The 26,941-nt window shown below is 69.0% G+C and carries 23 protein-coding genes and 2 tRNA genes; 15 read left to right on the top strand and 10 right to left on the bottom strand.

Annotation, left to right across the window (positions count from 1 at the left end; translation table 11 throughout):
- Positions 1-67 precede the first annotated feature (67 nt).
- The gene (locus TCCBUS3UF1_RS05325) at positions 68-1,738 is read left to right on the top strand and encodes a hypothetical protein (RefSeq protein WP_014515485.1); all 1,671 of its coding nucleotides are present in this window, start codon (positions 68-70) and stop codon (positions 1,736-1,738) included.
- On the opposite strand, the gene TCCBUS3UF1_RS05320 is transcribed toward TCCBUS3UF1_RS05325, so the two are convergent.
- Positions 1,735-5,286 (bottom strand): homocysteine S-methyltransferase family protein, encoded by a 3,552-nt coding sequence (locus TCCBUS3UF1_RS05320; RefSeq protein WP_014515484.1) that lies wholly within the window; start codon positions 5,284-5,286, stop codon positions 1,735-1,737. The genes TCCBUS3UF1_RS05325 and TCCBUS3UF1_RS05320 overlap by 4 nt on opposite strands.
- A gap of 42 nt (positions 5,287-5,328) precedes the next feature.
- Here TCCBUS3UF1_RS05320 and TCCBUS3UF1_RS05315 point away from each other — a divergent pair, with 42 nt between their 5' ends.
- The gene (locus TCCBUS3UF1_RS05315) at positions 5,329-6,852 is read left to right on the top strand and encodes a nicotinate phosphoribosyltransferase (RefSeq protein ID WP_014515483.1); all 1,524 of its coding nucleotides are present in this window, start codon (positions 5,329-5,331) and stop codon (positions 6,850-6,852) included.
- Here TCCBUS3UF1_RS05315 and clpX read toward each other — a convergent pair.
- From clpX to TCCBUS3UF1_RS05285, 6 genes are all read right to left on the bottom strand, one after another.
- Positions 6,849-8,051 carry an ATP-dependent Clp protease ATP-binding subunit ClpX gene (clpX, locus tag TCCBUS3UF1_RS05310; protein WP_014515482.1) on the bottom strand — a complete coding sequence of 401 codons (1,203 nt, stop codon included), beginning with the start codon at positions 8,049-8,051 and terminating at the stop codon, positions 6,849-6,851. The genes TCCBUS3UF1_RS05315 and clpX overlap by 4 nt on opposite strands.
- The gene (clpP, locus tag TCCBUS3UF1_RS05305) at positions 8,038-8,622 is read right to left on the bottom strand and encodes an ATP-dependent Clp endopeptidase proteolytic subunit ClpP (protein ID WP_041433777.1); all 585 of its coding nucleotides are present in this window, start codon (positions 8,620-8,622) and stop codon (positions 8,038-8,040) included. The genes clpX and clpP overlap by 14 nt, the downstream gene beginning before the upstream one ends.
- A 61-nt stretch (positions 8,623-8,683) precedes the next feature.
- A complete protein-coding gene (gene tig, locus TCCBUS3UF1_RS05300) occupies positions 8,684-9,898 on the bottom strand; it encodes a trigger factor (protein ID WP_014515480.1) in 1,215 nt (404 codons plus the stop codon).
- Positions 9,899-9,941: 43 nt separating this feature from the next.
- A tRNA-Leu gene (locus TCCBUS3UF1_RS05295) sits at positions 9,942-10,026 on the bottom strand.
- Between the two features lie 52 nt (positions 10,027-10,078).
- Positions 10,079-10,155 (bottom strand) — tRNA-His (locus tag TCCBUS3UF1_RS05290).
- A gap of 28 nt (positions 10,156-10,183) precedes the next feature.
- Positions 10,184-10,468: a rhodanese-like domain-containing protein gene (locus TCCBUS3UF1_RS05285; protein WP_014515479.1), complete on the bottom strand. Its 285-nt coding sequence runs from the start codon at positions 10,466-10,468 to the stop codon at positions 10,184-10,186.
- A 134-nt stretch (positions 10,469-10,602) separates the two neighbouring features.
- Here TCCBUS3UF1_RS05285 and carB point away from each other — a divergent pair, with 134 nt between their 5' ends.
- From carB to TCCBUS3UF1_RS05245, 8 genes are read left to right on the top strand one after another with little or no spacing between them, the layout of a single operon-like run.
- Positions 10,603-13,725 carry a carbamoyl-phosphate synthase large subunit gene (gene carB, locus TCCBUS3UF1_RS05280; protein ID WP_041433976.1) on the top strand — a complete coding sequence of 1,041 codons (3,123 nt, stop codon included), beginning with the start codon at positions 10,603-10,605 and terminating at the stop codon, positions 13,723-13,725.
- A gap of 12 nt (positions 13,726-13,737) precedes the next feature.
- The gene (locus TCCBUS3UF1_RS05275; RefSeq protein WP_014515477.1) at positions 13,738-14,067 is read left to right on the top strand and encodes a cyclic-di-AMP receptor; all 330 of its coding nucleotides are present in this window, start codon (positions 13,738-13,740) and stop codon (positions 14,065-14,067) included.
- Positions 14,064-14,921, top strand: a complete 858-nt coding sequence (locus tag TCCBUS3UF1_RS05270; protein ID WP_014515476.1) for a DsbA family protein — start codon at positions 14,064-14,066, stop codon at positions 14,919-14,921. Before TCCBUS3UF1_RS05275 ends, TCCBUS3UF1_RS05270 begins: the two co-directional genes overlap by 4 nt.
- Position 14,922: 1 nt before the next feature.
- Positions 14,923-15,696 (top strand): tRNA (adenine-N1)-methyltransferase, encoded by a 774-nt coding sequence (locus tag TCCBUS3UF1_RS05265; protein ID WP_014515475.1) that lies wholly within the window; start codon positions 14,923-14,925, stop codon positions 15,694-15,696.
- Complete coding sequence (locus TCCBUS3UF1_RS05260) at positions 15,681-17,231, top strand: NFACT family protein (RefSeq protein ID WP_014515474.1); 1,551 nt, start codon at positions 15,681-15,683, stop codon at positions 17,229-17,231. Before TCCBUS3UF1_RS05265 ends, TCCBUS3UF1_RS05260 begins: the two co-directional genes overlap by 16 nt.
- 23 nt (positions 17,232-17,254) lie before the next feature.
- Complete coding sequence (panD, locus tag TCCBUS3UF1_RS05255) at positions 17,255-17,605, top strand: aspartate 1-decarboxylase (protein WP_014515473.1); 351 nt, start codon at positions 17,255-17,257, stop codon at positions 17,603-17,605.
- Positions 17,602-18,450, top strand: coding sequence for a menaquinone biosynthesis prenyltransferase MqnP (gene mqnP / locus TCCBUS3UF1_RS05250; protein WP_014515472.1), 849 nt, complete (start codon positions 17,602-17,604; stop codon positions 18,448-18,450). Before panD ends, mqnP begins: the two co-directional genes overlap by 4 nt.
- A gap of 15 nt (positions 18,451-18,465) precedes the next feature.
- Positions 18,466-19,056 (top strand): TIGR01440 family protein, encoded by a 591-nt coding sequence (locus TCCBUS3UF1_RS05245; protein ID WP_014515471.1) that lies wholly within the window; start codon positions 18,466-18,468, stop codon positions 19,054-19,056.
- Here TCCBUS3UF1_RS05245 and TCCBUS3UF1_RS05240 read toward each other — a convergent pair.
- On the bottom strand, positions 19,019-20,077 hold the full coding sequence (locus tag TCCBUS3UF1_RS05240; RefSeq protein WP_014515470.1) for an alanine--glyoxylate aminotransferase family protein: 1,059 nt from the start codon (positions 20,075-20,077) through the stop codon (positions 19,019-19,021). The genes TCCBUS3UF1_RS05245 and TCCBUS3UF1_RS05240 overlap by 38 nt on opposite strands.
- 23 nt (positions 20,078-20,100) lie before the next feature.
- On the opposite strand from TCCBUS3UF1_RS05240, the gene TCCBUS3UF1_RS05235 reads away from it, so the two are divergent.
- The gene (locus tag TCCBUS3UF1_RS05235) at positions 20,101-20,952 is read left to right on the top strand and encodes a hypothetical protein (protein ID WP_014515469.1); all 852 of its coding nucleotides are present in this window, start codon (positions 20,101-20,103) and stop codon (positions 20,950-20,952) included.
- Here the strand turns inward: TCCBUS3UF1_RS05235 and mscL are convergent.
- Positions 20,906-21,274, bottom strand: a complete 369-nt coding sequence (gene mscL / locus TCCBUS3UF1_RS05230) for a large conductance mechanosensitive channel protein MscL (protein ID WP_014515468.1) — start codon at positions 21,272-21,274, stop codon at positions 20,906-20,908. The genes TCCBUS3UF1_RS05235 and mscL overlap by 47 nt on opposite strands.
- Before the next feature lie 132 nt (positions 21,275-21,406).
- On the opposite strand from mscL, the gene TCCBUS3UF1_RS05225 reads away from it, so the two are divergent.
- Genes TCCBUS3UF1_RS05225 through csaB form a run of 4 tightly spaced genes read left to right on the top strand, consistent with a single transcriptional unit; the run spans position 21,407 to position 25,902 of the window.
- The gene (locus TCCBUS3UF1_RS05225) at positions 21,407-22,537 is read left to right on the top strand and encodes an ABC transporter ATP-binding protein (protein WP_014515467.1); all 1,131 of its coding nucleotides are present in this window, start codon (positions 21,407-21,409) and stop codon (positions 22,535-22,537) included.
- Between the two features lie 52 nt (positions 22,538-22,589).
- Positions 22,590-23,228 (top strand): uridine kinase, encoded by a 639-nt coding sequence (gene udk / locus TCCBUS3UF1_RS05220; RefSeq protein ID WP_014515466.1) that lies wholly within the window; start codon positions 22,590-22,592, stop codon positions 23,226-23,228.
- On the top strand, positions 23,225-24,925 hold the full coding sequence (locus tag TCCBUS3UF1_RS05215; protein WP_014515465.1) for a DUF5693 family protein: 1,701 nt from the start codon (positions 23,225-23,227) through the stop codon (positions 24,923-24,925). The genes udk and TCCBUS3UF1_RS05215 overlap by 4 nt, the downstream gene beginning before the upstream one ends.
- A complete protein-coding gene (gene csaB, locus TCCBUS3UF1_RS05210; RefSeq protein WP_014515464.1) occupies positions 24,910-25,902 on the top strand; it encodes a polysaccharide pyruvyl transferase CsaB in 993 nt (330 codons plus the stop codon). Before TCCBUS3UF1_RS05215 ends, csaB begins: the two co-directional genes overlap by 16 nt.
- On the opposite strand, the gene TCCBUS3UF1_RS05205 is transcribed toward csaB, so the two are convergent.
- The gene (locus TCCBUS3UF1_RS05205) at positions 25,877-26,941 is read right to left on the bottom strand and encodes a hypothetical protein (RefSeq protein ID WP_014515463.1); all 1,065 of its coding nucleotides are present in this window, start codon (positions 26,939-26,941) and stop codon (positions 25,877-25,879) included. The genes csaB and TCCBUS3UF1_RS05205 overlap by 26 nt on opposite strands.

Genomic DNA, 26,941 nt, shown 5'->3' with positions numbered 1-26,941 from the left:
GGGCGTAGCCCACCCCCCTTGCCTTGGGGCCAGTCTCACCTGTAATATCCCCAACCAAGGGGGGTTTATGGAAACCTCGGGGTTACCCCACGGCCTAGGGGTCCAGGAGGTAGGGGCCTGGGCCGTGCGGTCCACCCCCTTGCTGGGGGTGCGCTGGCTGGGGGACCGCTTCTGGGCCGTGGGCTGGCACGGCCAGCTCTGGGAAAGCCGGGACGGCCTAGGCTGGAAGCCCCTCCCCACCCCCACCCGGGAAGCCCTGACCGCCTGCGCCCGGGCAGGGCGCCATCTGGTGGCGGTGGGGGGCAAGGGCACGGTCCTCCTGGCCGAGGCCGGCCACCCTCCCACCCGGGTGCAAGGGGGAGAGGAGGGGCGGGGGCTTTGGGCCGTGGCCCACGGAAGGGGCCGCCTTGTGGCGGTGGGCATGGGGGGCATGGCCCTGGCCTCGGAGGACGGCCTCACCTGGAGGCCCTTGGACCTAGGGCTCGAGGCCAACCTCTGGGGCCTAGCCTTTGCCCAAGGCCGCTTCGTGGCCGTGGGCCACGGGGTGATTCTGGTCTCCTCGGATGGGCTTGGGTTTGAAACCCTCTCCGCCCCCGGCATCCTCAACGGGGTGGCCCATGGGGACGGGCTTTGGGTGGCCGTGGGCTGGGGCGGGCTTATCCTCACCTCCCCGGACGGCCACCACTGGAAGCGGCAGGCCTCGGGGGTATGGAGCGGCCTTTTTGGCGTGGTCCGGGGGGCTGGGCGCTGGGTGGCCGTGGGGGAGCGGGGCACGGTCCTGGTCTCCCCGGATGGGGAGCGCTGGCACAAGGTGGCCCTCGAGGGCATGCCCTTCCTCACGGGGGTAGCCTGGAATGGCCGGCGCTTCGTGGCCTCGGGGTGGGGCGGGGCCCTGTACACCTCGGAAGACGGCCTCTCCTGGCAGGCCCTCCATCCGGGCACCGGCCAGTGGCTCCTGGGGGTAGCCCACGGGGGGGGCCGCTTCGTGGCCGTGGGGTATGAGGGCAGGCTGGGGGTGGTCCTGGTCTCCACCGACGGGGTTGCCTGGCACCTGGCGGCCCGGGTCCAGGGCTGGCTCACCGGGGTGGCCTGGGGCCAGGGGCGGTTCGTGGCCGTGGGGGAGAAGGGCCTGGTCCTGGTTTCCCCGGACGGCCGGCGCTGGCGGGCCCTGCAGGCCCCTACCCCAGGCTGGCTTTATGGGGTGGCCTTCGGGGAGGGTCGCTTCGTGGCCGTGGGGGAAGCCCTCCTCCTTTCCCGCGACGGGCTCAGGTGGGAGGCCTTTCCCCTGCCCCAGGCCCACAGCCTCTTGGGCATCGTCCACGGGGAGGGAACCTTCCTGGCCGCAGGGGAGAAGGGGAAGGTGTGGGCCTCGAGGGACGGCCACACCTGGGAGGCTGTCCTGGAGGGCGAAACCCCCTGGTTCAAGGCCCTGGCCTTCGGCGGGGGCCGCTTCCTGGTTGCGGGCTACGGCCGTGCCCTGGTGGCCAAGCGGGTCTGGGACTGGGAGGAGGCCGCCGTAGGCCACCTTCCCCCCTTCCTCACCGGGGCCGCCTACGGCCAGGGGCGCTTCCTCCTGGTGGGACACCCCGCCCCGGGCCCCGGGGTGGCAGCCTTCTCCCCGGATGGCCTCCGCTGGGAGGAGGTCCACCCTTTGGACAGCGAACCCGAGGCCGCAGCCTATGGCCATGGCCGCTTCGTGGCCGTGGGCAACTGCGGCACCGTCCACACCTGGCCCTAGTCCACGTTGAAGTAGCGGGCCTCGGGGTGGTGGACCACCAGGGCGCTGGTGGCGTGCTCGGGGTCCAGCTGGTAGCTCTCCGTGAGCCGCACCCCCACCCGGTGGAAGCCCATGAGCCGGTCTAGCTTGGCCTGGTGGGAGAGGTCCGGGCAGGCGGGGTAGCCGAAGGAGTAACGGGCCCCTTGGTAGCCCTGCTGGAAGAGCCTGCGGATGTCCGGAGCATCCTTGCCGGCGATCCCCCACATCTGCCGCATGCGCTTGTGCCAGTACTCCGCCAAGGCCTCGGTCATCTCCACGGCGAAGCCGTGGACGAAGAGGTAGTCCTGGTAGGCCCCGGCGGCAAACAGGGCCCGGGCCTTCTGGGAGGCCTCCTCCCCCATGGTGACCAGCTGCACCCCCAGCACGTCCCGGGCCCCGGCCCCGTAGGCGGGAAGCCAGGCGGCCTCCTCCCCCAGGGGAGGGGCAAAACGGGGGCGGAAATAGTCCACCAAGCTTAGGCCCCCGCCCCGCTGCCGGGGAAAGGGGAAGCGCTCCAGGACCTCCCCCGTATCCGGGGAGAAGACCAGCACCTCCTCCCCCTCCCGGGCCGCGGGGAAGAAGCCGTAGAGCACCCGGGGGCGGAGCCATCCCTCCCTTATGGCCTCCTCCAGGAGGCGGCGGAAGACCGGCTCCGCCTCCCGCTCCACCAGGGCCTGCCAGGCCTCCCGGCTCATCCCTTGGCGGCGGTAGCCCCACTGCCCCCGGAAAAGGGCCAGCTTGTTCACATAGTGGGCGAGGGTGGCCAGGTCCAGCCCCTCCTCCACCCGCACCCCGAAGAAGGGGGGGCGGGGCACGAAGGGGGGCTCGCCCACGGGCTTGGAGCGGACCGCCACCCGGGGGGCTTCCTTGGGCCTGGGGATTCCCTGGGCCGGGGCGGGCAAGGGGGCCCCGCCCGTGAGGGCCTCCATGAGCCGCAAGCCCTCAAAGGCATCCTCGGCGTAGTAGACGTTGGGGTAGATGCGGCGGAGCTCCTCCTCCACAAAGCTTCGGGTGAGGGCTGCCCCGCCCAGGATGACCGGGAGGGTATACCCTCTTTCCCGCATATACTCCAGGTTTTCCTTCATCACCAGGGTGCTCTTCACCAGGAGGCCGGACATGCCCACCGCGTGGGGCTTATGCTCCTCCACCGCCTTGAGGATCTCCTCAATGGGCACCTTGATGCCCAGGTTCACCACCTGGTAGCCGTTGTTGGAGAGGATGATGTCCACCAGGTTCTTGCCGATATCGTGCACATCGCCCTTGACCGTGGCCAGGACCATCCTGCCCCTCCCCTCCCCCTTGCGCTCCATGTGGGGTTCCAGGTGGGCCACGGCCCGCTTCATCACCTCGGCAGCCTGGAGGACAAAGGGAAGCTGCATCCTTCCCGCGGCGAAAAGCTCCCCCACCTCCTTCATCCCCTGAAGGAGGGGGCCGTTGATGAGGTCCAAGGGGCCGTGCCCTTCCTTCAGGGCCTGGTCCAGGTCGGCCTCGAGGCCCCCCTTCCGCCCCTCCACCACCCGGCGCTTCAGCCTTTCCCAAAGGGGCAAGGCGGCAAAGGCGTCCTCCTTGGCGGCAAAATCCCCCTGGTGGGCCTCAAAGTAGGCCATGAAGGCGAAGAGGGGGTCGTATCCCTCGCGGCGGCGGTCGTAGATGAGGTCCAAGGCCAGGGCGTAGGCCTCCTCGGGGATGGCGTCCATGGGCAGGATCTTCCCCGCGTCCACGATGGCGGCGGTGAGCCCCTTCTTCCGCGCCTCGTCCAGGAAGACCGAGTTGAGCACCCGCCGGGGCCTTGGCTTGAGGCCAAAGGAAACGTTGGACACCCCCAGGATGAACCCCACCCCCGGAAGCCGCTCCCGAAGCTCCTCCAGGGCCAAGAGGGTCTCCTTGGCCAAGGGGCGGCTCTCCTCGTCCCCTTGGGTGATGGGGAAGGTGAGGAGGTCCAAAAGGAGGTCCTCCGGGCGGAAGCCGTGGTGCTCCGTGAGGCGCTCGTACATGGAAAGGGCCACCCGCACCTTTTCCTCCCGGGTTTTAGCCATGCCCTTCTCGTCAATGGTGAGGACCACCAGGGCCGCCCCGTGGGCCTTGGCCAGGGAAGCCACCCGGTCAAAGCGGGCCAGGCCCTCCTCCAGGTTGGCGGAGTTGAGGAGGACCCGGCCCGGCAGGTGCTTCAGGGCCAGCTCCATGGCCTCGGCGCTGGTGGAGTCCACCATGAAGGGCACGGTGACCGCGGTGGCCAGGTGGGGCAGGAGCCACTTCAGGTCCTCCAGCTCGTCCCGCCCCGTCCAGGCCACGGAGAGGTCCAGGGCGTGGGCCCCTTCCTCCACCTGCTCCCGGGCCAGGGCCAGGATGCCCTCCAGGTCCCGGGCGAAGAGCATCTCCCGGAAGCGCTTGCTCCCCGTGGCGTTCAGGCGCTCCCCTACCAGGAAAAGGCTCGCCTCCTGCCTCAGGGCCACCGCCTGGTACAAGGAGGCCACCTGGGGGGGGAAGGCCTGGGGGCGCGCCTGCACGGGCAGGCCCTTCACCGCCTCGGCCACCCGGCGGATGTGCTGGGGCGTGGTGCCGCAACACCCCCCCACGGCGTTCACCCCGTACTCCAGGACAAACTTGCGGTGCCACTGGGCCAGCTCCTCGGGGGTGAGGTCGTAGACCACCCTTCCCCCCTCGTTCCGGGGCAGGCCGGCGTTGGGCAGGCAGGCCACGAAGCGGGTGCTGTTCTTTGCGAAGTAGCGGATCTTGCTGTCCATGAGGTCGGGGCCGGTGGCGCAGTTCATCCCCACCACGTCCACGGGGAGGCTTTCCAGGGCGGCCAGGGCCGCCTGCTCGTCCGTGCCCACCAGCATGGTGCCCGTGGCCTCGAGGGTCACCTGCACCTGCAGGGGCACCTCCCGCCCCACCTCGGCCATGGCCTCCCGGGCCGCTAGGACGGCGCAACGCACCTGGAGGATGTCCTGGGCGGTCTCCAGGAGGATGAGGTCCACCCCGCCCCTAAGAAGCCCCCGCACCGCCTCCTTGTAGGCGGCAAAGAGTTCCTCCCAGGAGATCTGCCCCAGGGAGATGAGCTTGGTGCCTGGGCCCAGGGCCCCGGCCACGAAGGCCCCATAGGGTTCCGCCGCCTCCTTGGCGATCCGGGCCCCCAGGTAGGCCAGCTCCTCCGCCTCCCCTTCCAGGCCGTACTCCGCCAGGACGTGCCTCAGGGCGCCGAAGGTGTTGGTCTCGATGACCTCGGCCCCGGCCTCGAGGTAGGCCCGGTGGACCTCCCGGACCACCTCGGGGCGGGTGCGGTTCAGGACCTCCGGGCAGCCGAAGTGGGCCTCCCCGCCGTAGTCCTCCGGGGAGAGGTCCCGTTTTTGTAGCTCGGTGCCCATGGCCCCGTCAAAGACCAGGGGTCTTTCCAGGAGGGCCTTGAGGTAGGGGAACTTCCGCGCCCGGGCCTCCTTGTTGTACCCGAGCCGCACCAAGGGCGCCTCGCCAAACCCCGCCCCCCCCAGGTGGTGGCGGCAGCCGGGGCTGCAGGTGTGGACCTCCACCATATCCCGCTAGTGTAGCGAAAAGGAGGGGGGTATGCTAGGCCCATGGACCCCTTCGGCATCCTCTACACCGACCTCTACCAGCTCACCATGGGCCAGGTCTACTTCCGCCTGGGGCTCCACGAGAAGGAGGCCCTCTTTGAGGCCTTCTACCGCAAGAACCCCGATTACGGGGCCCACCAGGCGGGGTACACCGTCTTCGCCGGCCTGGACCCCCTCCTTTCCTGGATGGAAGGGGCCCACTTCGGGGAAGCGGAGCTGGAAGCCCTCCGCGCCCTCAAGGGCCGCTCGGGCAAACCCCTTTTCGCCGAGGACTACCTGCGCTACCTCAAGGGGATGGGCGGCTTTTCCGGCCTCACCCTCCGGGCCCTCCCCGAGGGCCGGGTGGCCCACCCCCAGGTGCCCCTCCTCAGCGTGGAGGGCCCCCTCCTCCAGGCCCAGCTCCTGGAGACCGCCCTCCTCAACCGCATCAACTACGAAACCCTCATCGCCACCAAGGCCAGCCGGGTGCGGGAGGCGGCGGGGGAGGCGGCGGTCCTGGAGTTCGGCCTCCGCCGCGCCCCCGCCAAGGGGGGGGAAAGCGCCACCCGGGCCAGCCTCATCGGCGGGGCCAACCGCTCCAGCGCCGTAAGCCTCTCCCACCTCCTGGGCCTCCCCTCCTCGGGCACCCATGCCCACAGCCTGGTCCAGGCCTTCCTGGCCCTAGGCCATTCGGAGGAGGAGGCCTTCCAGGCCTTCGCCGAGGTCTTCCCCGACGACACCATCCTCCTCCTGGACACCGTGGACACCCTGGGCTCCGGCCTCCCCCACGCCATCCGGGTCTTTGAGGGCTTGCGCCGCAAGGGGCATAAGCCCGTGGGGGTGCGCATTGACTCGGGGGACCTGGCCTATTTGGCCATCCAGGTGGCCAAGGAGCTGGACAAGGCCGGCTTCCCCGACACCCTCATCGTCCTCTCCGGGGACCTGGACGAGCTGGTGATCTGGCAGATCAAGAGCCAGATCCTGGAGGAAGCCCCCCGCTACGGGGTGGAGCCCGAGGCCCTCCTGAAGCGCCTGGTCTACGGGGTAGGCACCAAGATGGTGGTCTCCTGGGGGTATCCGGCCTTGGGCGGGGTGTACAAGCTGGTGGCCATCCGGGAAAACGGCACCTGGGCCCCAGCCATCAAGATCTCGGACTCCTTGGAAAAGATCCTGAACCCGGGGCACAAGAAGGTCTACCGGGTCTACGACCGGCGGGGCCTGGCCACGGCCGACCTCCTGGCCACCTCCGAGGAGGAGGTGCGGGAGGACCAGGCCCTCTGCCTGCGCCACCCCACCGACCCCACCAAGCGCCGCACCTTAAGGCCGGGGGAGTTCACCCTGGAACCCCTGCTGCAGGAGGCCTACCGGGGCCGGCGCCTCTTCCCTCCCCTGCCCCTCGAGGTCCTGCAGGAGAGGCGGCGCAAGGACGTGGAGCGCCTGGACCCCGGGGTGCGCCGCCTGGTGAACCCCCACATCTACCACGTTTCCCTCACGGAGAGGCTTTTTGCCCTCAAGGAGGAGATGGTGGCCCGGCTCAGCCGGGATTAGGAGGCCTGCCTGAGCCTGGCCTCCTCGAGGGCCTTCAGGGGGTGGTCCAGGTGGGGCAGGTCAATGACCAGCTCCTTCACCCCACTCCCCGGGGCCTCAAACATCAGGTCCACCATGGTCTTCTCCAGGATGGCCCTAAGGCCCCGGGCCCCGGTGCCCCGCTTGAGGGCGCGGCGGGCCACCTCCTTGAGGGCCGCCTGGGTAAAGCGGAGCTCAATCCCCTCCATGCGCATAAGCTCCTGGTACTGCCGCACCAGGGCGTTCTTGGGCTCGGTGAGGATGCGCACCAGGTCGTCCTCGGAAAGGGGGTGGAGCTGGACGATCAGGGGGGCCCGGCCCACGAACTCCGGGATCATGCCAAACTTCACCAGGTCCTCCGGGAGAACCTCCAGGGCCTCCTCCTTGGCCCCGGTGGCCTTGGGCCGGGTAAAACCGATGGTGGTGCGCTCGGTGCGGGCCTTGACGATGTTCTCCAGGCCCTCAAAGGCCCCGCCCAGGATGAAGAGGATGTTCTTGGTGTTCACGGGGATGAACTCCTGATGGGGGTGCTTCCGGCCACCCTGGGGGGGCACGTTGGCGATGGTACCCTCAATGATCTTGAGCAGGGCCTGCTGTACCCCTTCCCCGGAAACGTCCCGGGTGAGGGAGGGGTTTTCCGACTTGCGGGCGATCTTGTCGATCTCGTCAATGTAGACGATGCCCATCTCCGCCCGCTCCACGTCAAAGTCGGCGTTCTGCAGCAGGCGGAGGATGACGTTTTCCACGTCCTCGCCCACATAGCCGGCCTCGGTGAGGGTCGTGGCGTCGGCGATGGCGAAGGGCACATCCAGGTAGCGGGCCAGGGTTTCGGCCAGGAGGGTCTTGCCCGTGCCCGTGGGCCCGATGAGGAGGATGTTGGCCTTGCCGATCTCCGCCTCCGGGTGCAGGAGGCGCTTGTAGTGGTTGTAGACGGCCACGGAAAGGGCCCGCTTGGCCGCCTCCTGCCCCACCACGTAGGCGTCCAGGTGGGCCTTGATCTCCTGGGGCCTGGGCAGGCGGCTCGGCCCCCTGGGCTGGCGCCGTTCCTGGCGCAACACTTCCCCGGCCCGCTCCACGCAGCTCTCGCAGATGTAGGCCTCGGCGATGGGGCTTTCCAGAAGCCGCCCCGTTTCCGGGGGGCGCAGGCCACAAAAGCTGCAGGTGGGTCTAGGCTTCCTCACGGGTCACCACCTGGTCGATGAGGCCGTAGGCCAAGGCTTCCTGGGCGGAAAGGTAATAGTCACGGTCCGTATCCTTTTCCACCTTCTCCAGGGGCTGGCCGGTGTGCTTGGCCAGGATCTCGTTGAGGAGCTTCTTGGCCTTGAGGATCTCCTGGGCCTGGATGGCGATGTCGCTGGCCGTGCCCCTGGCCCCGCCCCAGGGCTGGTGGATCATCACCTTGGAGTGGGGCAGGGCGTAGCGCCTTCCCTTCTCCCCCGCCGCCAGGATGACGGCGGCCATGCTGGCCGCCAGGCCGATCACGATGGTGGACACGGGGGCCCGCACGAACTGCATGGTGTCGTAGATGGCCAGCCCCGCATCCACCTCGCCTCCAGGGGAGTTGATGTAGAGGCGGATCTCCTGGTTGGGGTTTTGCGCATCCAGAAAGAGGAGCTGGGCCACGATGGTGTTGGCCACCTGGGCGTCAATGGGGGTGCCCAGGAAGATGATCCGGTCCTTGAGGAGGCGGGAGTAGATGTCGTAGACCCGCTCGCCGCGGGCGGTCTGCTCTATGACGTAGGGTATGACCATACCGTTTCCCATTGTAGCCGTAACCCCAGGGGGAAATCCCCCCTGGGCCACCCTGGCCGCCTTAGGCCAGCTGGGCCACCGCCTGGCGCAGGGCCTTGTCCTGGAGGTAGGCGGCCTTCAGGCGGGCCAGGCCCCGCTCCCCGAACTCCCGTTTGAACTCGGGGAGGGAAAGGCCGTAGGAGCGGGCCACCGCCTGCAGGTAGGCCTGCCACTCCTCCTCGGTGAGCTCAGGCTTGAGCTCCTCCGCCAGGCGCTCCTTGGCCAAGGAGCGGCGCACCCGCTTCAGGGCCTCCGCCTTGAGGTCCTCGCGGAACTTGGCCAGCTCGCCCCGCTCCTCCAGGGCCTGGAGGTAGGCCTCGAGGGCCACCCCCTGCCGGGCCAGGTCCTGGGCCAGGTGCTCCAGGAGGTGGCGCTCCTCCGCCTCCAGCATGGAGGGGGGCACCTCGGCCTCCAGGCCCTCGGCCAGCTTCTCCAAGAAGACCCGCTCCCGGGCCTCCTGGTACTCCCGCTCCGCCTGGCGCTTGAGGCTTTCCCGCACCCGCTCCTTAAGGTCCTCGAGGCTGGCCGCCTCCAGGGTCTTCGCGAACTCCTCGTCCAGGGCGGGAAGCTCCAGGGCCTTCACCTCCAAGACCTCGGTGCGCACCTCCCGCACCTTCTCGCCCTTTTCGTTGAGCACCGGGACCTGGACCACGTCCCCGGCCCGCTTGCCCAAAAGGGCCTCCTTCACGTGGGGCAGGGCCTTGGCCAGGTCAATGGGGAACTCGGCCCCCTCCTCGGTGCGCACGAAGACGTGGTCCCCCTCCTGGGCCTCCCGGTCCACGGGGACCAGCTCGGCGTAGCGGTGGCGAAGCTCCTCCAGGGCCCGCTCCACCATCTCCTCGGTGACCTCGGGAGGCTCCACCCCCAGGGTGAAGCCTCGCCAGTCGGGGAGGTGGACCTCGGGGTAGTTCTCCACCTCGGCCACGTAGCGGAAGCCCTCCCCCTCCTTGAGCTCCTGCTCCACCACCCGGGCGGCCACGGGGAGGAGGCCAAGCTCCCGCACCGCCTCGGGGTAGGTCTCCTCCACCAGGCGCTCCTGCAGGTCGGAAAGGAGCTCCTCCCGGCCCAGCCTGGCCTCCACCACCTTCAAAGGCGCCTTCCCCGGACGGAAGCCGGGGATCCGCACCCGTTTGGCCAGGTCCCTAAGGAGGGCCTGGTAGCTCTCCTGCACCTTATCCGCCGGAACCTCCACCCGGACCTTTACCCGATAGCCGGAACGCTCCAGGATCTCCGCCACGCCTCACCTCGCGTATCTGCCATGGAGAAGGGCCTCGCCCGGCTGGTGCGAGGAGCGGGACTTGAACCCGCACGGGTTGCCCCACCGGATCCTAAGTCCGGCGCGTCTACCGGTTCCGCCATCCTCGCAAGGAGGGCGAGGCCCTCCTTCAAAATACCACCCCTTACGGGGTGGCGGGGTTGGGGTGAGCGATGGGACTTGAACCCACGACCCCCGGATCCACAGTCCGGTGCTCTAACCAGCTGAGCTACGCTCACCACGCTCAGCATCCGCCATTCTACGGGCCTACCTCCCCTCCGTCAAGGCCTGAAGCCCGCCCTCCAGGCTCATGGCCTCGTACCCCTCGGCCTCGAGGTAAAGGGCCGCCACCTGGCTCAAAAGCCCCTTCTCGCACACCAGAAGCAGGGGAACCCGGGGCAGGCCGTGCTCACCCTTTTGGATTTTCTCCAGGGGCACCCAGTCGGCGGCAAAGGGCAAGGGGGAAGTGCGCCGCTCCGCAGGGCGCACGTCCACCACCTTCACCCCTTGGGCCAAAAGGGCGGGGAGCTCCTCGGGAGGCACCTTGCGCATGGCCTGAGTATACCCCAGCCCCCTCCGCCCACTCCGCAAGTCTATGCAGATATTCCCGGCCTTATTGCATAAGAACGCCGGCTCATCCTTGGCGGTCCAGGGCCTTTGTGCTAAGCTTTACCCTTGGGTACGCGATGCCGCCGAGAAGAGACCTCAAGAAGATCCTCATCATCGGTTCGGGGCCCATCACCATCGGGCAGGCCGCGGAGTTTGACTACTCCGGCACCCAGGCGGTGAAAGCCCTGCGGGGAGCGGGGTACGAGGCCATCCTGGTCAACTCCAACCCCGCCACCATCATGACCGACCCCGACCTGGCCGAACGCACCTACGTGGAGCCCCTTACCCTGGAGTACCTGGAGAAGGTCCTGGCCAAGGAGCGCCCCGATGCCCTCCTGCCCACCCTGGGCGGCCAGACGGCCCTGAACCTCTCCATGGCCCTTTACGAGGAGGGGATCCTGGCCCGCTACGGGGTGGAGCTCATCGGGGCCAAGGCCGAGGCCATACGCAAGGGGGAGGACCGGGAGGAGTTCCAGAAGGCCATGCGCAAGATCGGCCTCGAGGTGCCCCGGGGCAGGATGGTGGCTAGCCTGGAGGAGGGCCTCCACTTCGCCCGGGAGGTGGGCTACCCCGTGGTGGTCCGACCCTCCTTTACCCTGGGGGGCACCGGAGGCGGCATCGCCCGCAACGAAGAGGAGCTCAAGGAGGTGCTGGGCCGGGGCCTCCTCCTCTCCCCCGTGCACACCGCCTTGGTGGAGGAATCGGTCTTAGGCTGGAAAGAGTTTGAGCTGGAGGTGATGCGGGACCACGCGGACACGGTGGTCATCATCACCAGCATTGAGAACGTGGACCCCATGGGGGTCCACACCGGGGACTCCATCACCGTGGCCCCAGCCCAGACCCTTTCCGACCAGGAGTACCAGCGCATGCGGGATGCGGCCAAGGCGGTGATCCGGGAGATCGGGGTGGACACCGGCGGGTCCAACATCCAGTTCGCCGTGGACCCCAAGACGGGCCGCCAGGTGGTCATTGAGATGAACCCCCGGGTGTCCCGCTCCAGCGCCCTGGCCTCCAAAGCCACCGGCTTCCCCATCGCCAAGATCGCCGCCCTCCTGGCGGTGGGCTACCGCCTGGACGAGCTGCCCAACGACATCACCCGCAAGACCCCGGCCTCCTTTGAGCCCACCATCGACTACGTAGTGGTGAAGATCCCCCGCTTCGCCTTCGAGAAGTTCCAGGACCTGCCCAACACCCTGGGGGGGCTTAAGGACGAGCTCTCCACCCAGATGAAGTCCGTGGGGGAGGTGATGGCCATCGGCCGCACCTTCAAGGAGGCCCTCCTCAAGGCCCTCCGCGGCCTGGAGCGGGACGTGCGGGCCCTGGCAGGGGTGAAAACAGAGGCCCTGGAAGGGAAGCTTTACCCCAACCCTGACCGCATCTACGCCGTGCTGGAACTTCTCAGGCGGGGGATGCCGGTGGAGGAGCTCTACGGGGCCACCCGCATTGACCCCTGGTTCCTCCACCAGATGAAGGAGGTGGTGGAGGCCGAGGAGTGGCTCAAGGGCCACCCCCCCAGGGACCGGGAGGACTGGCGGTTTTACAAGGGCCTGGGCCTCTCCGACCGGCGGATAGGGGAACTCTTGGGCCAAGGGGAGGAGGCCGTGCGCCAGGCCCGCCAGGCCCACGGGGTGGCCCCCGTCTACAAGACCGTGGACACCTGCGCCGCAGAGTTTGAGGCCTACACCCCCTACCACTACTCCACCTATGAGCTGGAGGACGAGGTCTGGGCCTCGGAAAGGCCCAAGGTGGTGATCCTGGGCTCCGGGCCCATCCGCATCGGCCAGGGGGTGGAGTTTGACTACGCCACGGTGCACGCGGTCTGGGCCCTGAAGGAGGCGGGCTACGAGACCATCATGGTGAACTCCAACCCCGAAACGGTTTCCACCGATTACGACACCGCCGACCGCCTCTACTTTGAACCCCTCACCCTGGAGGACGTCCTCAACCTGGTGGAGCACGAAAAGCCCCTGGGGGTGATCGCCACCCTGGGGGGCCAGACCCCCTTGAAGCTGGCCCAAGGGCTGGAGGAGGCCGGGGTCAAGCTCCTCGGCACCCCCTTCGCGGCCATCCATCAGGCGGAGGACCGGGAGGCCTTCCACCGCCTTTGCCAACGGCTCGGCATCCCCCAGCCCGAGGGCCGGGTAGCGGCCACCCCCGAGGAGGCCCTGGGCCTGGCCGAGGAGGTGGGCTTCCCCCTCTTGGCCCGGCCCAGCTACGTCCTGGGGGGACGGGCCATGCGGGTCCTGAGGAACCGGGAAGAGCTTCGGCATTACCTGGAAGAGGTCTACGCTCCCCTCCAGGACAAGCCCTCCATCCTCCTGGACCGCTACCTGGAAGGGGCCCTGGAGCTGGACGTGGACGCCCTAGCCGACGGGGAGGAGGTGATGATCGCCGGGGTGATGGAGCACGTGGAGCGGGCCGGGGTCCACTCCGGGGACTCGGCCACGGTCCTCCCCCCGGTGCACCTCTCCCCCGCGGCCTTGACCAAGGTGAAGGACTACACCCGCCGCCTGGCCCTGGCCCTGGGGGTGAAGGGGCTTCTCAACGTGCAGTACGCCGTTCAAGGGGAAGAGGTCTACATCCTGGAGGCCAACCCCCGGGCCAGCCGCACCGTGCCCTTCGTCTCCAAGGCCATCGGCGTACCCCTGGCCAAGCTGGCGGCCCTGATCGCCGTGGGCAAGACCCTTAGGGAGCTTGGGATAGAGGACCTGGAACCCGTGCCCCCCTACTACGCGGTCAAGGAGGTGGTCATCCCCTGGCTCAAGTTTCCCGGGGTCATCCCGGTCCTGGGCCCGGAGATGCGCTCCACGGGGGAGAGCATGGGGATGGACGAGGACCCCTACCTGGCCTACTACAAGGCCCAGCTTGGCGCCGGGCAGAAGCTCCCCCTCACGGGGCGGGTGCGCTTCCTGGAAGAAGGCCTCCCGGAAGGGGAAAGGGCGCGGCTGGAGGAGGTGAAGCGCCTTTACCTGGAAGCGGGCTTTTCCCTCGCCCAGGACGCGTACGACCTCCTCATCAGCCCCGTGCCCCATCCCGAGTTGAGGCGGGCGGTGGAGAAGGGGCTTCCCTTCATCACCACCCTCGAGGGGGCCTGGTGGAGCCTCCAGGCCATCCTAAGGGCCCGGGAAAAGGACCCCGAGGCCCGAAGCCTGCAGGAGTGGCACCGGATGCCCAAGCCCCTCCCAACCCCAAGGGTGTAGAATGGGTCGCAAATGAAGCTCATCGTGGCCATCGTGCAGGACACCGACGCTCCCGGGCTCACCAAGGCCCTGATGGAGCGGGGCCTGCAGTCCACCAAGCTGGCCTCCACGGGGGGGTTTCTCCGGGAAGGGAACACCACCTTGCTCATCGGCCTGGAGGACGACCGGGTGGAGGAGGTGCTGGATCTCATCCGGGAAAAGTGCCGCACCCGCACCCGCCTGGTGACCCGGGGCCTCCCCCTATCCGAAGCCCCTGACCCCTTCCTGGCCCAGCCGGTGGAGGTGCAGGTGGGGGGGGCGGTGGTCTTCGTCCTGCCGGTGGAAGGCTTCTTCAAGGTATGAGGGGGCTGGCCTTAGGGCTCCTCCTGGGCCTGGCCCTGGCCCAGACCGCCAGGCCGGTGGAGGCCTTTACCCGGGCCCTGGGCGAACCCCCGCCCGGGGCCAGGGTGGAGGTGGAAGCCCGGAATGGCCGCCTCCTGGCCGCCACCTACCAGGGGCCCAGGAACGCGGCCTTCCTAGCCCTCCTGCTGGAAAAGGCCACCGGGGAGGCCCTGGGGCAGGCCTTCCTCAGTTGGTACGCGCAAAACGCCCCCAGGCTCACGGGCCAGCGCCTCACCCTTCGCCTGGGGGAGGCCCACCTGCTGGAGCTATCCCTGGGTGAGGGCTTGTGGGCCCGGGTGGCCCCCGTAAGCGTGCCCGAAAGCGCCTTCGGCCAGGACCGCCTGGTCCTGGGGCAACAGGGGCCTTTTCTCCGGGTGTTTTCCGATTTCCAGTGCCCCTTCTGCCAACGCCTGGCCCGGGAGGTCCTCCCTGCCCTCAAGGCCCGGGCGGCCCGGGGGAAGGTGCGCCTCAGCTACCGCCATTTCCCCCTCACGGAGATCCACCCCGAGGCCCTGCCCGCGGCCATGGCCGCGGAGTGCGCCCACCGCCAGGGGGCCTTCTGGGCCTACCACGACCGCCTAATGGCGGGCCGCCTGGGGGACTACCTAGGCCTGGCCCAGGCCCTGGGGCTGGAGGAGGAAGCCTTTGCCCGATGCCTAAGGGACCCTGGGGTGCGGGCCAAGGTGGAGGAGGAGCGGGCCTTGGCCCTAAGGCTGGGCTTACGGGGTACCCCGGCGGTCTTCGCCGGCCCCTACCGGGTGCCCAACCCCTTTGACCTCCCCCAGGTGCTGGACTACCTGGAGCTTGCCCGCTAAAGTGGGCGGGGTGGAAGGCGAGGTTTTCCTCCTCAAGGACCAAAAGGGCCGGGCCTTTTTGGTGTGGCTCAAGGAGGGCGGGGTCTTCCACCACCACCGGGGTACGGTCCCCCACGAGGCCATCCGAAAGGCCGGCCCCGGGGGGCAGGTCCGCACCCATCTGGGCGAGGTGCTTTCCGTGCACCGCCCGACCCTGGAGGAGTACGTCCTCCACATGCGGCGGAGCGCCACCCCCACCTACCCCAAGGACGCCAGCGCCCTGGTAGCCCTCCTGGACCTGGCCCCGGGCATGCGGGTCCTCGAGGCCGGCACCGGTTCCGGAGGGCTCACCCTCTTCCTGGCCCGGGCCGTGGGGCCTGAGGGCTGGGTGGAAAGCTACGAAAAGCGCCCCCAGCACCTGGCCCAGGCCCAAAGGAACGTCCGAGCCTTCTGGCGGGTGGAAAACGTCCGCTTCCACGCCCTAAGCCTGGAGGAAGCCCAGCTGGAAGGGGAAAGCTTCCACGGGGTGGCCCTGGACCTGATGGAGCCCTGGAAGGTCCTGCCCCAGGCGGCCCGGGCCCTGATGCCCGACCGCCTCCTGGCCGCCTACCTGCCCAACATCACCCAGGTCCTGGAGCTGGTGCGGGAAGCAGAGGGCCTGCCCCTTAGGCTGGAGAGGGTCTTGGAGGTGGCCTGGCGGGAGTGGGAGGTGCGCCCTCCCGTGGCCCACCCCCGCTTCCAGCAGGTGGGGCACACGGCCTTTTTGGTGGTCTTTAGAAAATGGAAGGCCTCCTGATCCATGCCGTCTTGCGGGAGCTCCTCCCCGAGCTGCCCGCCCTCAACCTGGGCCTGGCCTTCCCCGAGGAGGGCACCCTGGCGGTCCTCCTCAAGGGGCGGTCGGGGCGGATCTTCAACCTGGTCCTCCACTACCGGCCCCCAAGCCCAAGCCTGGTGCTGGAGGAGGGCACCCTCCTGGGGGAGGCCAAGACCCCCTTCCAGCGCCAGCTCGCCGCCCGGGTGAAAGGCCCCCTGAAGGAGGCGGAGCAGCTCAAGCTGGACCGGGTGGTCTTCCTGCGCTTCGCCGGGGAAAAGGGGTTCGTGGACACCCCCCCCACCACCCTGGTCTTTGAGGCCACGGGGAGGAACGCCAACCTCCTTCTCCTGGACGAGGAAGGGCGGATCCTGGGGGTGGACCGGGTCATCACCCAGGAGGTGAACCGCTACCGCGAGCTGCGGCCCGGCCTCCCCTACACCCCCCCACCCCCCTACGCCAAGCTGGACCCCAGGACCCTTACCCCAGAGGACCTCCAGGGGCTTCTGGGCCAGCCCCTCAAGGCGGTGGTGCGCCACGTGGACGGGGTGGGCCTGGAGCTGATGCGGGAGCTGGCCCGGCGGGCCGGCCTTACCCCCGAAACCCCCCTGGACCCACCGGGTCTGGAAAGGCTCTACCAGGCCCTGAAAGGCCTGGTGGAAGACCCCAGGCTGCGCACCACCCTTTCGGAGGAGCTTAGGGCCAGGTGGGCCGAGGAGGAGAAGGAAGCCCTAAGAAAGCCCCTCCTCGAGGCCCTGGAACGGGAAAAGAGAACCCTGCTTGCCCGGCTTGCCGACTACCAGGGGGCCCTGGCCCGCCTGGAGGAGGCGGCGGGCTTGCGCCAGAAGGCCGACCTCCTCCTGGCCCGGCTCAAGGCCGTGCCCAAGGGGGCCAAGGAGGTGATCCTGGAAGGCTTTGACGGCCAGCCCGTGGCCATCCCCCTGGACCCGGGCCTCACCCCCCAGGAGAACGCCAAGAAGCTCTACGAGCGGGCCAGGCGCCTGGAGGAGCTGGCGGAGCGGGCCCTGGACCTCATCCCCAAAACGGAGGAAAGGGTACGGGCCCTGGAGGCGGAGATGGCCCGCATCGCCCGGGCGGACCTGGGGGAGCTTCTGGCCCTTACCCGGAAGCCCAGGGAGGACAAGGGCCCCAGGCTGGGCCTGCGCTACACCTCCCCCTCGGGCTTCCCCGTCCTGGTGGGGCGCAACGCCAAGGAAAACGACCTCCTCACCCGCCTGGCCCACTCCGAGGACCTCTGGTTCCACGCCCAAGGGGTACCGGGGAGCCACGTGATCCTGAAGGCTGAGGGGAAAAACCCGCCCCTAGAGGACCTCCTCTTCGCCGCCAGGCTCGCCGCCTACCACTCCAAGGCCCGGGGGGAGAAGCAGGTGCCCGTGGACTACACCCGCAAAAAGCACGTCTGGCGGCCCCGCAAAGCCCCCCCCGGGCAGGTGCTCTACACGGGGGCCAAGACCCTTTTCGTGGAGGGCACGCTTCCCGGGGAGGGGGAGGCGGGATAAACTTAGACCCCGTGAAGAGGGTGATGTTCCACGCCAAAATCCACCGGGCCACCGTGACCCAGGCCGACCTACACTACGTGGGCTCGGTGACCGTGGACCAAGACCTCCTGGACGCCGCTGGCATCCTTCCCTACGAGCAGGTGGACATCTACGACATCAGCAACGGGGCCCGGCTCACCACCTACGCCCTCCCTGGCCCCCGGGGCTCGGGGGTGGTGCAGATCAATGGGGCCGCCGCCCACCTGGTGCGCCCAGGGGACCTGGTGATCCTGGTGGCCTACGGGGTGTTCACCGAGGAGGAGGCGCGGGCCCTGAAGCCCACCGTGGTCCTGGTGGACGAGAAAAACCGCATCCTGGAGGTGCGCAAAGGGTGAGGCGCCTCCGGCTTTACCTGGAACTCATCCGCTTTGAGCATACCCTCTTCGCCCTTCCCTTCGCCTACGGGGGGATGCTCTGGGCGGCAGGGGGCTGGCCGGGATTCCGGACCTTCCTCCTGGTCACCTTGGCCATGGTGGGGGCCAGGACCATGGCCATGGCCCTGAACCGCCTCATCGACTGGCGGATCGACGCCCTCAACCCCCGCACCCAAAACCGCCACCTGCCCCGGGGGCTGGTCAAGCCCGGGGAAACCCTCCTCCTGGCCCTTTTGGGCCTGGTCCTATTGGTCTACGCCGGCCTTGCCCTAAACCCCCTCACCGCAAGGCTCTTGCCCGTGGCCGTCCTCTTCCTCACCGGCTACTCCTACACCAAGCGCTTCACCTGGCTTTGCCATTACGTCCTGGGCCTCACCATTGGGGCGGCGGCTGCCGGGGGCTGGATCGCGGTCACGGGAAGCTTTGCCCCCACCGCCTACTGGCTTTGGGCCGGGGTGGGGCTTTGGATCGCCGGGTTTGACATCCTCTACGCCACCCAGGACTACGCCTTTGACCGGGCCTACGGGGTGAAGAGCATCCCCGCCCGCTTCGGCATCCCTAGGGCCCTGGCCCTGGCCCGGGCCACCCACCTTTTGGCCTGGCTGGCCTTCCTCGAGGCGGGCCTGGCCTACGGGGCTGGGCCCCTTTACTTCCTGGGCCTCCTCCTGGTGGGGGGGCTCCTCCTCTACGAGCACCGCTTGGTCTCCCCTCGGGACCTCTCCCGGGTGGACGTGGCCTTCTTCCAGGCCAACGTAGGGGTAAGCCTGGGGATGTTTCTCTTCCTCGTCTTGGACCTCCTCCTCTAGGTGTAGCCTGGGGGCATGGAGGGGCTAAAGCGGCAGGCGGAACGGGCCATCCGGGAGTTTTTGGAACTCTTCCCCATGGAGCGGGGCGCCCTTTTCGTCCTTGGGGGGTCCACCAGCGAGGTCCTGGGGGAGCGGGTGGGGACAAGGCCCAGCCTCGAGGCCGCCGAGGCCATCCTGGAGGGCCTCCTATCCCCCCTTCTGGAGCGGGGGGTGTGGGTGGCGGTCCAGGCCTGCGAGCACCTAAACCGGGCCCTGGTGGTGGAGCGGGAGGCGGCCCGGGCCTACGGCCTGGAGGAGGTGACGGTCTTCCCCCACCCCAAGGCGGGGGGCAGCCTGGCCACCGCGGCTTTCCTCCGCTTCCGGGACCCGGTGATGGTGGAGTCCCTCCGGGCCCAGGCCCACGGGGGGATGGACATCGGCGGGGTGCTCATTGGCATGCACCTGAGGCCCGTGGCCGTCCCCTTGCGCCTTCCCTCGAGGCGGATCGGGGAGGCACCCCTCATCGCCGCCAAGACCCGGCCCAAGCTGGTGGGCGGGGCCCGGGCGGTCTACACCCGGGAGGAGATGCTCAGGAAGGTAGAAGAATATCGCCAAGGGCTTCCCTGAAGAGGGCCGCCACCCCCAGGGCCTCGTAGCGGTCGTAGGAGCCCATGAGGGAGAGGCGGAAGATCCTTCCCCGCAAGGGGCCCTGCCCCCCGGCGATCACCGCCCCCCGCTGGGCAAAGGCCTCCTTGACCGCCCGGTAGGGCACCCCCTCGGGCAGGTAAAAGGCGGCCACCGCCGGGCTTTGGGTCACAGGCACCGCCCTTAGGCCCAGCTCCTCTCCCACCCGGTAGAGGAGGGCGTTCTGCCAGGCCTTGAGGGCCAGGTGGTCCTCCAGGCGGGGCAGGACCTCCTCCAGCACCGCCGCCACCGCCCCCACCAGGTTGATGGCCGGGGTCCAGGCGCTCTCCCCTTCCCGCTGGGCCCGGAGTTCCCGGGCCAGGTCCAGGTAGTACCCCCGGGGCCTAAGCCCCTCCAAGGCCCGAGGGGCAAGGGCCACCAAGCCCAAGCCGGGTGGGCACATGAGGCCCTTTTGGCTCCCGGAGACCGCCCCGTCCACCCCCCAGGCCTCGAGGGCCACCGGGGAGACCAGGAGGCTCGTGACCATGTCCGCCCCCACCAGGCCCTCGGGGTTTTCCCCCTTGAAGGCCTGGGCCAAGGCGGGGAGGTCCACCAGGGCCCCGGTGGAGGTTTCCGAGTGGACGAGGAGGAGCCCCCGGTACCCGGGGCGGGCCACCCTTTCGGGGGTGGGCACCTGGCCGTAGGGAAGCTCGAGGCGGTCCACCCGAAGCCCCGCGCTTTCCGCAATCTCGGCGAAGCGCTCGGAGAACTTGCCGTAGACGGGCACCAACACCCTCTCCCCCGGGGCGAAGAGGTTGAGCACCAGGGCCTCCATGGCCAGGGTGCCGCTTCCCGTAAGGATGAGCACCTCGCCCTGGGTGGCAAAGGCCGCCTGCAGAAGGCTTCGGGCCCTCAGAAAAAGCTCCCGCGCGGGCTCGGTGCGGTGGTGGAGCTGGGGGCGGGCCAAGGCCTCCAGGGCCTTAGGGTGAAGCCGCACAGGTCCGGGGGTGAGGAGCCACTCCATGGGAAGAGTGTATCGTATCCTCTGTGCGGCTCGCCCTCCGCTTCCGAGCCCCCCATGCGGGAAGCTTCCTCCTTCCCCTGCCCCAGTCCCTGGCCGGCCAGGAGGTGGGGGATCTCTTCCTTTCCCAAAGGCCAGAGGCGGTGTACGAGGCCAGGGACAACCTCCTGGCCCGCTTCGCCTTGGGGGAAGGGGAAAGGCTGGAGGTGCGCTTCCGCCTAAGGGCCAGCCCCCTCACCCACCGCCCCCCCTGGGGCCCAAGCCTCCTCCGGGAGCCCCCGGAAGCCTGGCCGGGCATCCTGGCCCACCGGGGGCACCGGGTGGAAAGGGCCTTGGGGTTTTTGCTCTCGGGCCGCCCCCACACCTGGTTCCTGGTGGACGGCCTCCCCCTGGACCCGGCCCTCTACCAGGAGCTTCGGGAGCACCCTGGCCGCCTCCTCCCCCTGGGGGTGGCCCCCGAGCCCAGCCTGTATCTGGGCGGGCACGAGGGGCGGAGGCTCCTCCTCCTCAAGGCCCCTTGGCCGGGGGAGACGGAACCCTTTTGGGATAGCCTCCACCCCCTGGACCCTGACCCCTTGCCCTGGGCCCGGGGGCTGGCCTTCGCCGCCTTGGGGGCCTCGGCCCTGGGCCTCCCCACGGGCCCCTGGCCCTACCTGCCCTACCTGGCCCTCCTGGCCCTACGGCAAGGGGGGGCCTTGAAGGCCCTTTTGCTGTGCACCCCGCGGCACGCCCTGGAAAGCCTTCTCTTCCACGCCTTCGCCCTCTCGGTCACCCTCGAGCCCAGGCCGGAGCTTGGCCTAGGGTACGCGGCCCTTTTCCTGTGGAACCGCCTCAAGCCCTCTTCCGCAGCTCCTGGAGGATCTCCCGAAGAAGCCTGACCTCCTCGGGGGGCTCTGAGGGGGCTGCCTCCTCCTTGCGCAGGCGCTTCTGCACCTGCTGCATGGGCACCACCACCAGGAAGTAGATGGCCGCCGCCACCACTAGGAAGTTCAGTACCGCGTTGATGAACTTCCCCAGGGCCACGGGCCCCAGCTTGACCGCGGAAAAATCAGGAACCCCACCCAAGGCCCCGAGCAAAGGGGTTAAGACATCGGCCACCAAGGAGTTCATCACCTGGCCGAAGGCCCCCCCAAGGATCACGGCCACCGCCAGGTCCACCACGTTGCCCCGCATCAAAAACGCCTTGAACCCCTGCCACATTCGTATCACCTTCATAGCCCTTGGGCTGAGCCGCCCCAGTCCTCAGTAGTATATCGGCAAGAGCCGGTAAAATAAGCCCGACCCCCGATGGGCCAAGGGTGCTCAAAGCGCGGGGTTTAGAGGAGGTTTGGCATGGCCAAGGTCAGGCTGGAGCACGTGTGGAAGCGCTTCGGCAAGGTGGTGGCGGTCAAGGACTTCAACCTGGAGACGGAGGACGGGGAGTTTGTGGTCTTCGTGGGGCCCTCCGGGTGCGGCAAGACCACCACCCTGCGCATGATCGCCGGGCTGGAGGAGATCTCCGAGGGCAAGATCTACATCGGCGAGCGCCTGGTGAACGACGTCCCCCCCAAGGACCGGGACATCGCCATGGTCTTCCAGAACTACGCCCTTTACCCCCACATGAACGTCTACGAGAACATGGCCTTCGGCCTCCGCCTGCGCCGCTACCCCAAGGACGAGATTGACCGCCGGGTGAAGGAGGCGGCCCGGATCCTGAAGATTGAGCACCTCCTAAACCGCAAGCCCCGGGAGCTCTCCGGCGGCCAGCGCCAGCGGGTGGCCATGGGCCGGGCCATCGTGCGGGAGCCCAAGGTCTTCCTCATGGACGAGCCCCTTTCCAACCTGGACGCCAAGCTCCGGGTGGAGATGCGGGCCGAGATCGCCAAGCTGCAGCGGCGGCTTGGGGTCACCACCATCTACGTCACCCACGACCAGGTGGAGGCCATGACCCTGGGGCACCGCATCGTGGTGATGAAGGACGGGGAGGTGCAGCAGGTGGACACCCCCCTCAACCTCTACGACTTCCCCGCCAACCGCTTCGTGGCCGGCTTCATCGGAAGCCCCTCCATGAACTTCATCCGCGCCCGGGTGGAGGTCCAGGGGGAGAAGGTCTACCTCTTCGCTCCCGGCTTCCGGGTGCGGGCCAACCCCGTTCTGGCCCAGGCGGTACGCCCCTACGCCGGCAAGGAGGTCTGGATGGGGATCCGCCCCGAACACCTGGGCCTCAAGGGGTACACGGTGATCCCGGAAGAGGAAAACGTCATCCGGGGCGAGGTGGAGGTGGCCGAACCCCTGGGGGCGGAGACCGAGATCCACGTGAGCGTGGACGGCACCGTCCTGGTGGCCAAGGTGGACGGCCACGCCCCGGTGAAGCCCGGGGACAAGGTGGAGCTTCTGGCGGATACCGGGCGCCTGCACGCCTTTGACGTGGAAACCGACCAGACCATCGGCCACGCCCAGGAAAGGGCGGTGGTAGCCCGCTAAAAGGGCCGGGCAAAAGGCGGGGGGGCTGGCCCCCCGCCTTTATCATGGAGGGGTGAGCGGGTTTAGCAGGCCCTTCGTCATCGGGATTGCTGGCGGAAGCGCCAGCGGCAAGACCACCCTGGCCCAGGCTTTGGCCAAGGCCCTGGGGGAGCGGGTAGCCCTGTTGCCCATGGACCACTACTACCGTGACCTCTCCCACCTGCCCTTTCCCGAGCGGCTCAAGCGCAACTACGACCACCCCGAGGCCTTTGACCTGGAGCTGTACCTGAGCCACGCCCAGGCCCTCCTTGCCGGAAAGGCGGTGGAGGCTCCCCTGTACGACTTCAAGGCCTATACCCGGAGCCCCCTCACGGAACGGGCACTGCCCGCCCCGGTGGTGATCCTCGAGGGGATCCTGGTCCTCTACCCTGCGGAGCTCAGGGCCCTCATGGACCTCAAGGTCTTCGTGGACGCCGACGCCGACGAGCGCTTCATCCGCCGCCTGGAGCGGGACGTGAAGGAACGGGGGCGAAGCCTGGAAAGCGTGGTGCAGCAGTACCTGGAGAAGGTCAAACCCATGCACCTGGCCTTTGTGGAGCCCAGCAAGCGCCACGCGGACGTGATCCTGCCCGGAGGCGGCCAAAACCCCGTGGCCCTGGAAACCCTGAAGGCCAAGGCCCTGGCCCACCTAGCCCAGCTGGAGCTGGCATGAAGCGCCTTCTGCAAGGCCTGATCCTCCTGGCCCTCCTCCCCTCCCTCCTGGCCCTGGGGCCCAGGCTACGGGCGGAGCGGCCCGGCCCCGTGGTCTTGATGCTGGACGCGGAGGCGGCCTGGGAAGAGGCCCGATCCCAGGGGCAAAGCCTTTTGCAAACCCTCCAGGCTTACCGGGCCCTAGGGGTGGAGGGGGTGGCCTTCCCCGAACGCTTCGTCAAGGACTGGGTAGCCCAGGGAGCCCTCCTCTACCGCACCGGCCAGGAGCTGCGGGAGATGGGCCTCCCCGCCAAGCCCGGCTGGTACTACGTGAAGGGGGAAGGGTGGCTGGTGGCCCTTCTGGAACGGGCTTACCAGCTTCCCAGCGAACGGGTTGGGCCCTGGCTGGGCTTCCCCGTGGACATCCAAACCCTGCCCGCCTTCTACCCCCTAGGGGAGATCCGGGCGGCCAAGGAGGCGGGCTTCTACGTGGCGGTGCGCCCCATCAACCACCGCCTGCGCCGCCTGGACCCAGGCCTGCCCATCGTGCCCCAGGAGGCGGACGCCGTGGTCTTCGCCGGCCTCGAGGCCCTAGGGTACCCCTACCGGCTGGAGGAGGCCCAGGGCCTGGTGAAGGTGCCCGTGGCCCTGATCGAGGGCACGCCCCAGCCGGGGCTTCCAGCCTACAGGGAGAAGGGGATCCTGCGCCTTTTTAGCCTGCGCTACGAGTGGCAGCTCACCCTCACCCCCGAGGAGGCGGCGGACAAGTACGAGCTGGCCGCCCGGGAACGGGGCCACCAGCTCCTCTACCTCCGGCCTTACCCCTACCCCCAGGACACCGAGCGCCTCCTGAAGCGGCTGGGTGAGGGCCTCAAGGCCAGCCACATCCCCCTAGGCCGCCCCGCCCCCCGGGACTTCGCCCCAAGCCCCTGGCGCCTAGCCGCCTGGGTAGGGGTCCTGGCGGGGCTTGGGCTTTTGGCCCTGGGGCTTCCCCTGTATGGACCCCTGGTGGCCTTCCTCCTCCTCCTCCTGGCCCTGGGCTACGCGGGGAGCCAGGCCGGGGCCCTCCTCGCCGCCTTGGTCTTCCCCGTTTTAGGCTTCCTGGGGCCCAGGAATGGGCTTTGGCTCTGGCTGCGCACCCTAGGGTACGCCCTGGCTGGGGTGGTCTTCCTCTCCGCCTTAGGCTCCACCCCGGCCACGGTCTTGGGCCTGGCCCCCTTCAAGGGGGTTTCCCTCACCCTCCTCCTCCCCCCCCTGCTGGTGGCCTACAGCTTCCTGGAAAGGGACTTTAGGGCCGCCCTTACCCGGCTCTTCCAGCACCCCTTGCGCCTGGGGGAGGTGGGCCTGGCGGGCCTGGCCCTCCTCCTCCTCCTCCTGGCCCTCCTGCGGCGGGGGAACGAGGCCCCCCTGGTTCCCGAGCTGGAGCTCAAGCTGAGAAGCCTCCTGCAGGACGTAATGGTACGCCCCCGCTTCAAGGAGGTCTTCGGCCACGCCCTCTTTCCCCTCGCCCTTCTCCTCCCCTGGCCCCGCTGGGTGCAAAATGGCCTCCTCTTCCTGGCCGCTTTGGGGGTGGCCTCCATCCTGAACACCTTCAGCCACTTCCACACCCCCCTTCCCATCTCCTTCTTCCGCGTGGTCAACGGGGCCCTCTTGGGCCTCCTCCTGGGCCTGGTGGGGGTTATCCTGGTAAGGAGGCTAAGGGCATGGTGGTTGGGGTAGCCGGGTACTACGGGTTCAAAAACGCCGGGGACGAGGCCATCCTCGAGGCCATCGCCCGGGAGCTCAAGGCCAGGGGGCACAGGGTGCTGGCCCTTTCCGGGGACCCCCGCAAAACCCAGGAAGAACACGGCCTCCGCGCCGCCCACCGCCTGAACCCTCTGGCCCTCCTCCAGGCCGACCTCTGGCTTCTGGGGGGCGGCGGCCTCCTGCAGGACGCCACCAGCTCCCTAAGCCTCCTCTACTACCTCTCCGTGCTGAGGACCGCCCGCTTCTTCCGCAAGCGGGTGGTGGTCTTCAACCAGTCCCTGGGGCCCCTCTCCCCTTGGGGGGAGCGCCAGGTGGCCCGGGCCCTGAGGGGCGTGCCCCTCATCTTCCGCGACCAGGACTCCGTGGAGTACGCCAAGCGCCTGGGCCTCCCCGCCGCCTTGGGGGCGGACCCCGCCCTCCTCCTCACCCCTCCCCCGGTGAAACGGGAGGAGGACCTGGTCCTGGTCATCCCCCGGGCCGGGGTGGACCGGGAGGCCCTGAAAAACCTCTACATCACCGCCAACCACCTGGTGCACGAGGGCAAGCAGGTCCTGGTCCTCCTCCTCCAGCCCGGCTACGACGACGAGGTCATGGACACCTTCTACCTGCACCGCATCGAGAAGACCTCCGACCCCCGGCGGGTCCTGTACCTGGCGGCCCAGGCGGGGTACGTGATCTCCATGCGCCTCCACGGCCTCATCCTGGCCGCGGCCGCGGGCACCCCCTTCGCCGCCCTCTCCTACGACCCCAAGGTGGCCGCCTTTGCCAAGGAGACGGGGGCCTACTACCAGGAACTGCCCGGGGACCCCATCAAGCTCTCCAAGGCGGCCATGTACGGCCGCATCCCCGACTGGGAAAAGGTGGCGGCCCTGAAGGAGCGGGCCCGGCAGAGCTTTGACCTGGCCCTGGGGGAGGCCACCCCGGTCAAGCGCCCCCACGGACGCGGCTGAGGCGGCCCTTGAGCCCCTCGGCGAAGGCCTGGAGGTCGGATAGGGCCTCCTCCACCTCCTGCCGCAGCAAGAACTCCCCCGGGGAAAGGCGCTTGAGGAGCAGGAAAGGCGGCTGGGAAAGGAGCTCCACCCCCTGGCGGACCACCTCGGGGATCAGGCCCTCCTCCAGGGCCTCGGCCTCGAGGTCCGCCAGGAGGAACACCTCCCCCAAGGGCTTCTTGGCCAGGAGGAGGAGCAAGGCCGCCAGGGCTCCCCGTTCGGAAAGCTCCGCCACCAGCCGGTCCTCCAGGGCCTCCACCGCCTCGAGGTCCACCCGGCCCTGGCGCAGGAGGTCCTCCACGTCCACCGGGGAGAGGGGAAAGCGGGCCTTCAGGCGCACCAGGCGGTTCACCGCCTCAGGGGAGAGGTAGCCCACGCCCTGGGGTACCTCCCCCTTTTGCGACTCCGGGGCCAAAAAGGCGGTGTAAAACCCCTGCTGGCGCAAGGGGCGCAAGGCCGCCGCCTCCCCCTCCCCCAGGCGCAGGAGGGCCAGGGCCACCTGCCGCCTGCCCAGGGGGGCCTTGTAGACCCAAGGGGGCCCCCCCTCCAGGAGGAAACCCAAGCGGCGCAGGTCCTCGGTGATCCCCGGGGGTTCCAAGGCCCCTTTGGGCCCATGGGGGAAAAGGACCTCCTTGGGGTAGGGGGTGACCCGCACCCGGCGCCTTTCCGGGCGGGCCTCGGCCTCCTGCAAGGGCTCGTGGCGCTCAGGCCGGGGGGACTCCCCCCGGGGCTGGCCCCTGGGGGTGGCCCGAAGCTCCACCTCCTCCCCCCGGAAGTGGAGCCACACCGTTTCGTTCACCCCCAGGCGGCGCTTCTGGTAGTAAGGGAGAAGCCCCCGGATCACCCCCCCTTTCCAGTCCACCTCGGCCTCGTACACCTCCCCATCCTCGTCCACAAAGCGCACCCGCTCCCGGCCCAGGAGGTGCTGGCGGAGGGAGAGGGTAAGGGCCATGGTCCCGGACTGGATACAGGTACTCGTAAGGACATAACGCGCGGTCAT

The sequence above is a fragment of the Thermus sp. CCB_US3_UF1 genome (assembly GCF_000236585.1).
Taxonomy (GTDB): Bacteria; Deinococcota; Deinococci; order Deinococcales; family Thermaceae; genus Thermus.
Note: the sequence above shows the minus strand (reverse complement) of the source record. Positions and strands in the feature narration are given on the sequence as shown.

Bases quoted from the DNA above. Each gene is read 5' to 3' on its own strand.
- TCCBUS3UF1_RS05205 (WP_014515463.1), bottom strand. From the start codon at position 26,941: ATGACCGCGCGTTATGTCCTTACGAGTACCTGTATCCAGTCCGGGACC.
- TCCBUS3UF1_RS05320 (WP_014515484.1), bottom strand. From the start codon at position 5,286: ATGGTGGAGGTCCACACCTGCAGCCCCGGCTGCCGCCACCACCTGGGG.
- TCCBUS3UF1_RS05270 (WP_014515476.1), top strand. From the start codon at position 14,064: ATGAGGGGGCTGGCCTTAGGGCTCCTCCTGGGCCTGGCCCTGGCCCAG.
- csaB (WP_014515464.1), top strand. From the start codon at position 24,910: ATGGTGGTTGGGGTAGCCGGGTACTACGGGTTCAAAAACGCCGGGGAC.
- TCCBUS3UF1_RS05275 (WP_014515477.1), top strand. From the start codon at position 13,738: ATGAAGCTCATCGTGGCCATCGTGCAGGACACCGACGCTCCCGGGCTC.
- TCCBUS3UF1_RS05245 (WP_014515471.1), top strand. From the start codon at position 18,466: ATGGAGGGGCTAAAGCGGCAGGCGGAACGGGCCATCCGGGAGTTTTTG.
- TCCBUS3UF1_RS05315 (WP_014515483.1), top strand. From the start codon at position 5,329: ATGGACCCCTTCGGCATCCTCTACACCGACCTCTACCAGCTCACCATG.
- TCCBUS3UF1_RS05215 (WP_014515465.1), top strand. From the start codon at position 23,225: ATGAAGCGCCTTCTGCAAGGCCTGATCCTCCTGGCCCTCCTCCCCTCC.
- TCCBUS3UF1_RS05285 (WP_014515479.1), bottom strand. From the start codon at position 10,468: ATGCGCAAGGTGCCTCCCGAGGAGCTCCCCGCCCTTTTGGCCCAAGGG.
- TCCBUS3UF1_RS05325 (WP_014515485.1), top strand. From the start codon at position 68: ATGGAAACCTCGGGGTTACCCCACGGCCTAGGGGTCCAGGAGGTAGGG.
- panD (WP_014515473.1), top strand. From the start codon at position 17,255: ATGTTCCACGCCAAAATCCACCGGGCCACCGTGACCCAGGCCGACCTA.
- TCCBUS3UF1_RS05260 (WP_014515474.1), top strand. From the start codon at position 15,681: ATGGAAGGCCTCCTGATCCATGCCGTCTTGCGGGAGCTCCTCCCCGAG.
- carB (WP_041433976.1), top strand. From the start codon at position 10,603: ATGCCGCCGAGAAGAGACCTCAAGAAGATCCTCATCATCGGTTCGGGG.
- TCCBUS3UF1_RS05225 (WP_014515467.1), top strand. From the start codon at position 21,407: ATGGCCAAGGTCAGGCTGGAGCACGTGTGGAAGCGCTTCGGCAAGGTG.
- mscL (WP_014515468.1), bottom strand. From the start codon at position 21,274: ATGTGGCAGGGGTTCAAGGCGTTTTTGATGCGGGGCAACGTGGTGGAC.
- TCCBUS3UF1_RS05240 (WP_014515470.1), bottom strand. From the start codon at position 20,077: ATGGAGTGGCTCCTCACCCCCGGACCTGTGCGGCTTCACCCTAAGGCC.
- clpP (WP_041433777.1), bottom strand. From the start codon at position 8,622: ATGGTCATACCCTACGTCATAGAGCAGACCGCCCGCGGCGAGCGGGTC.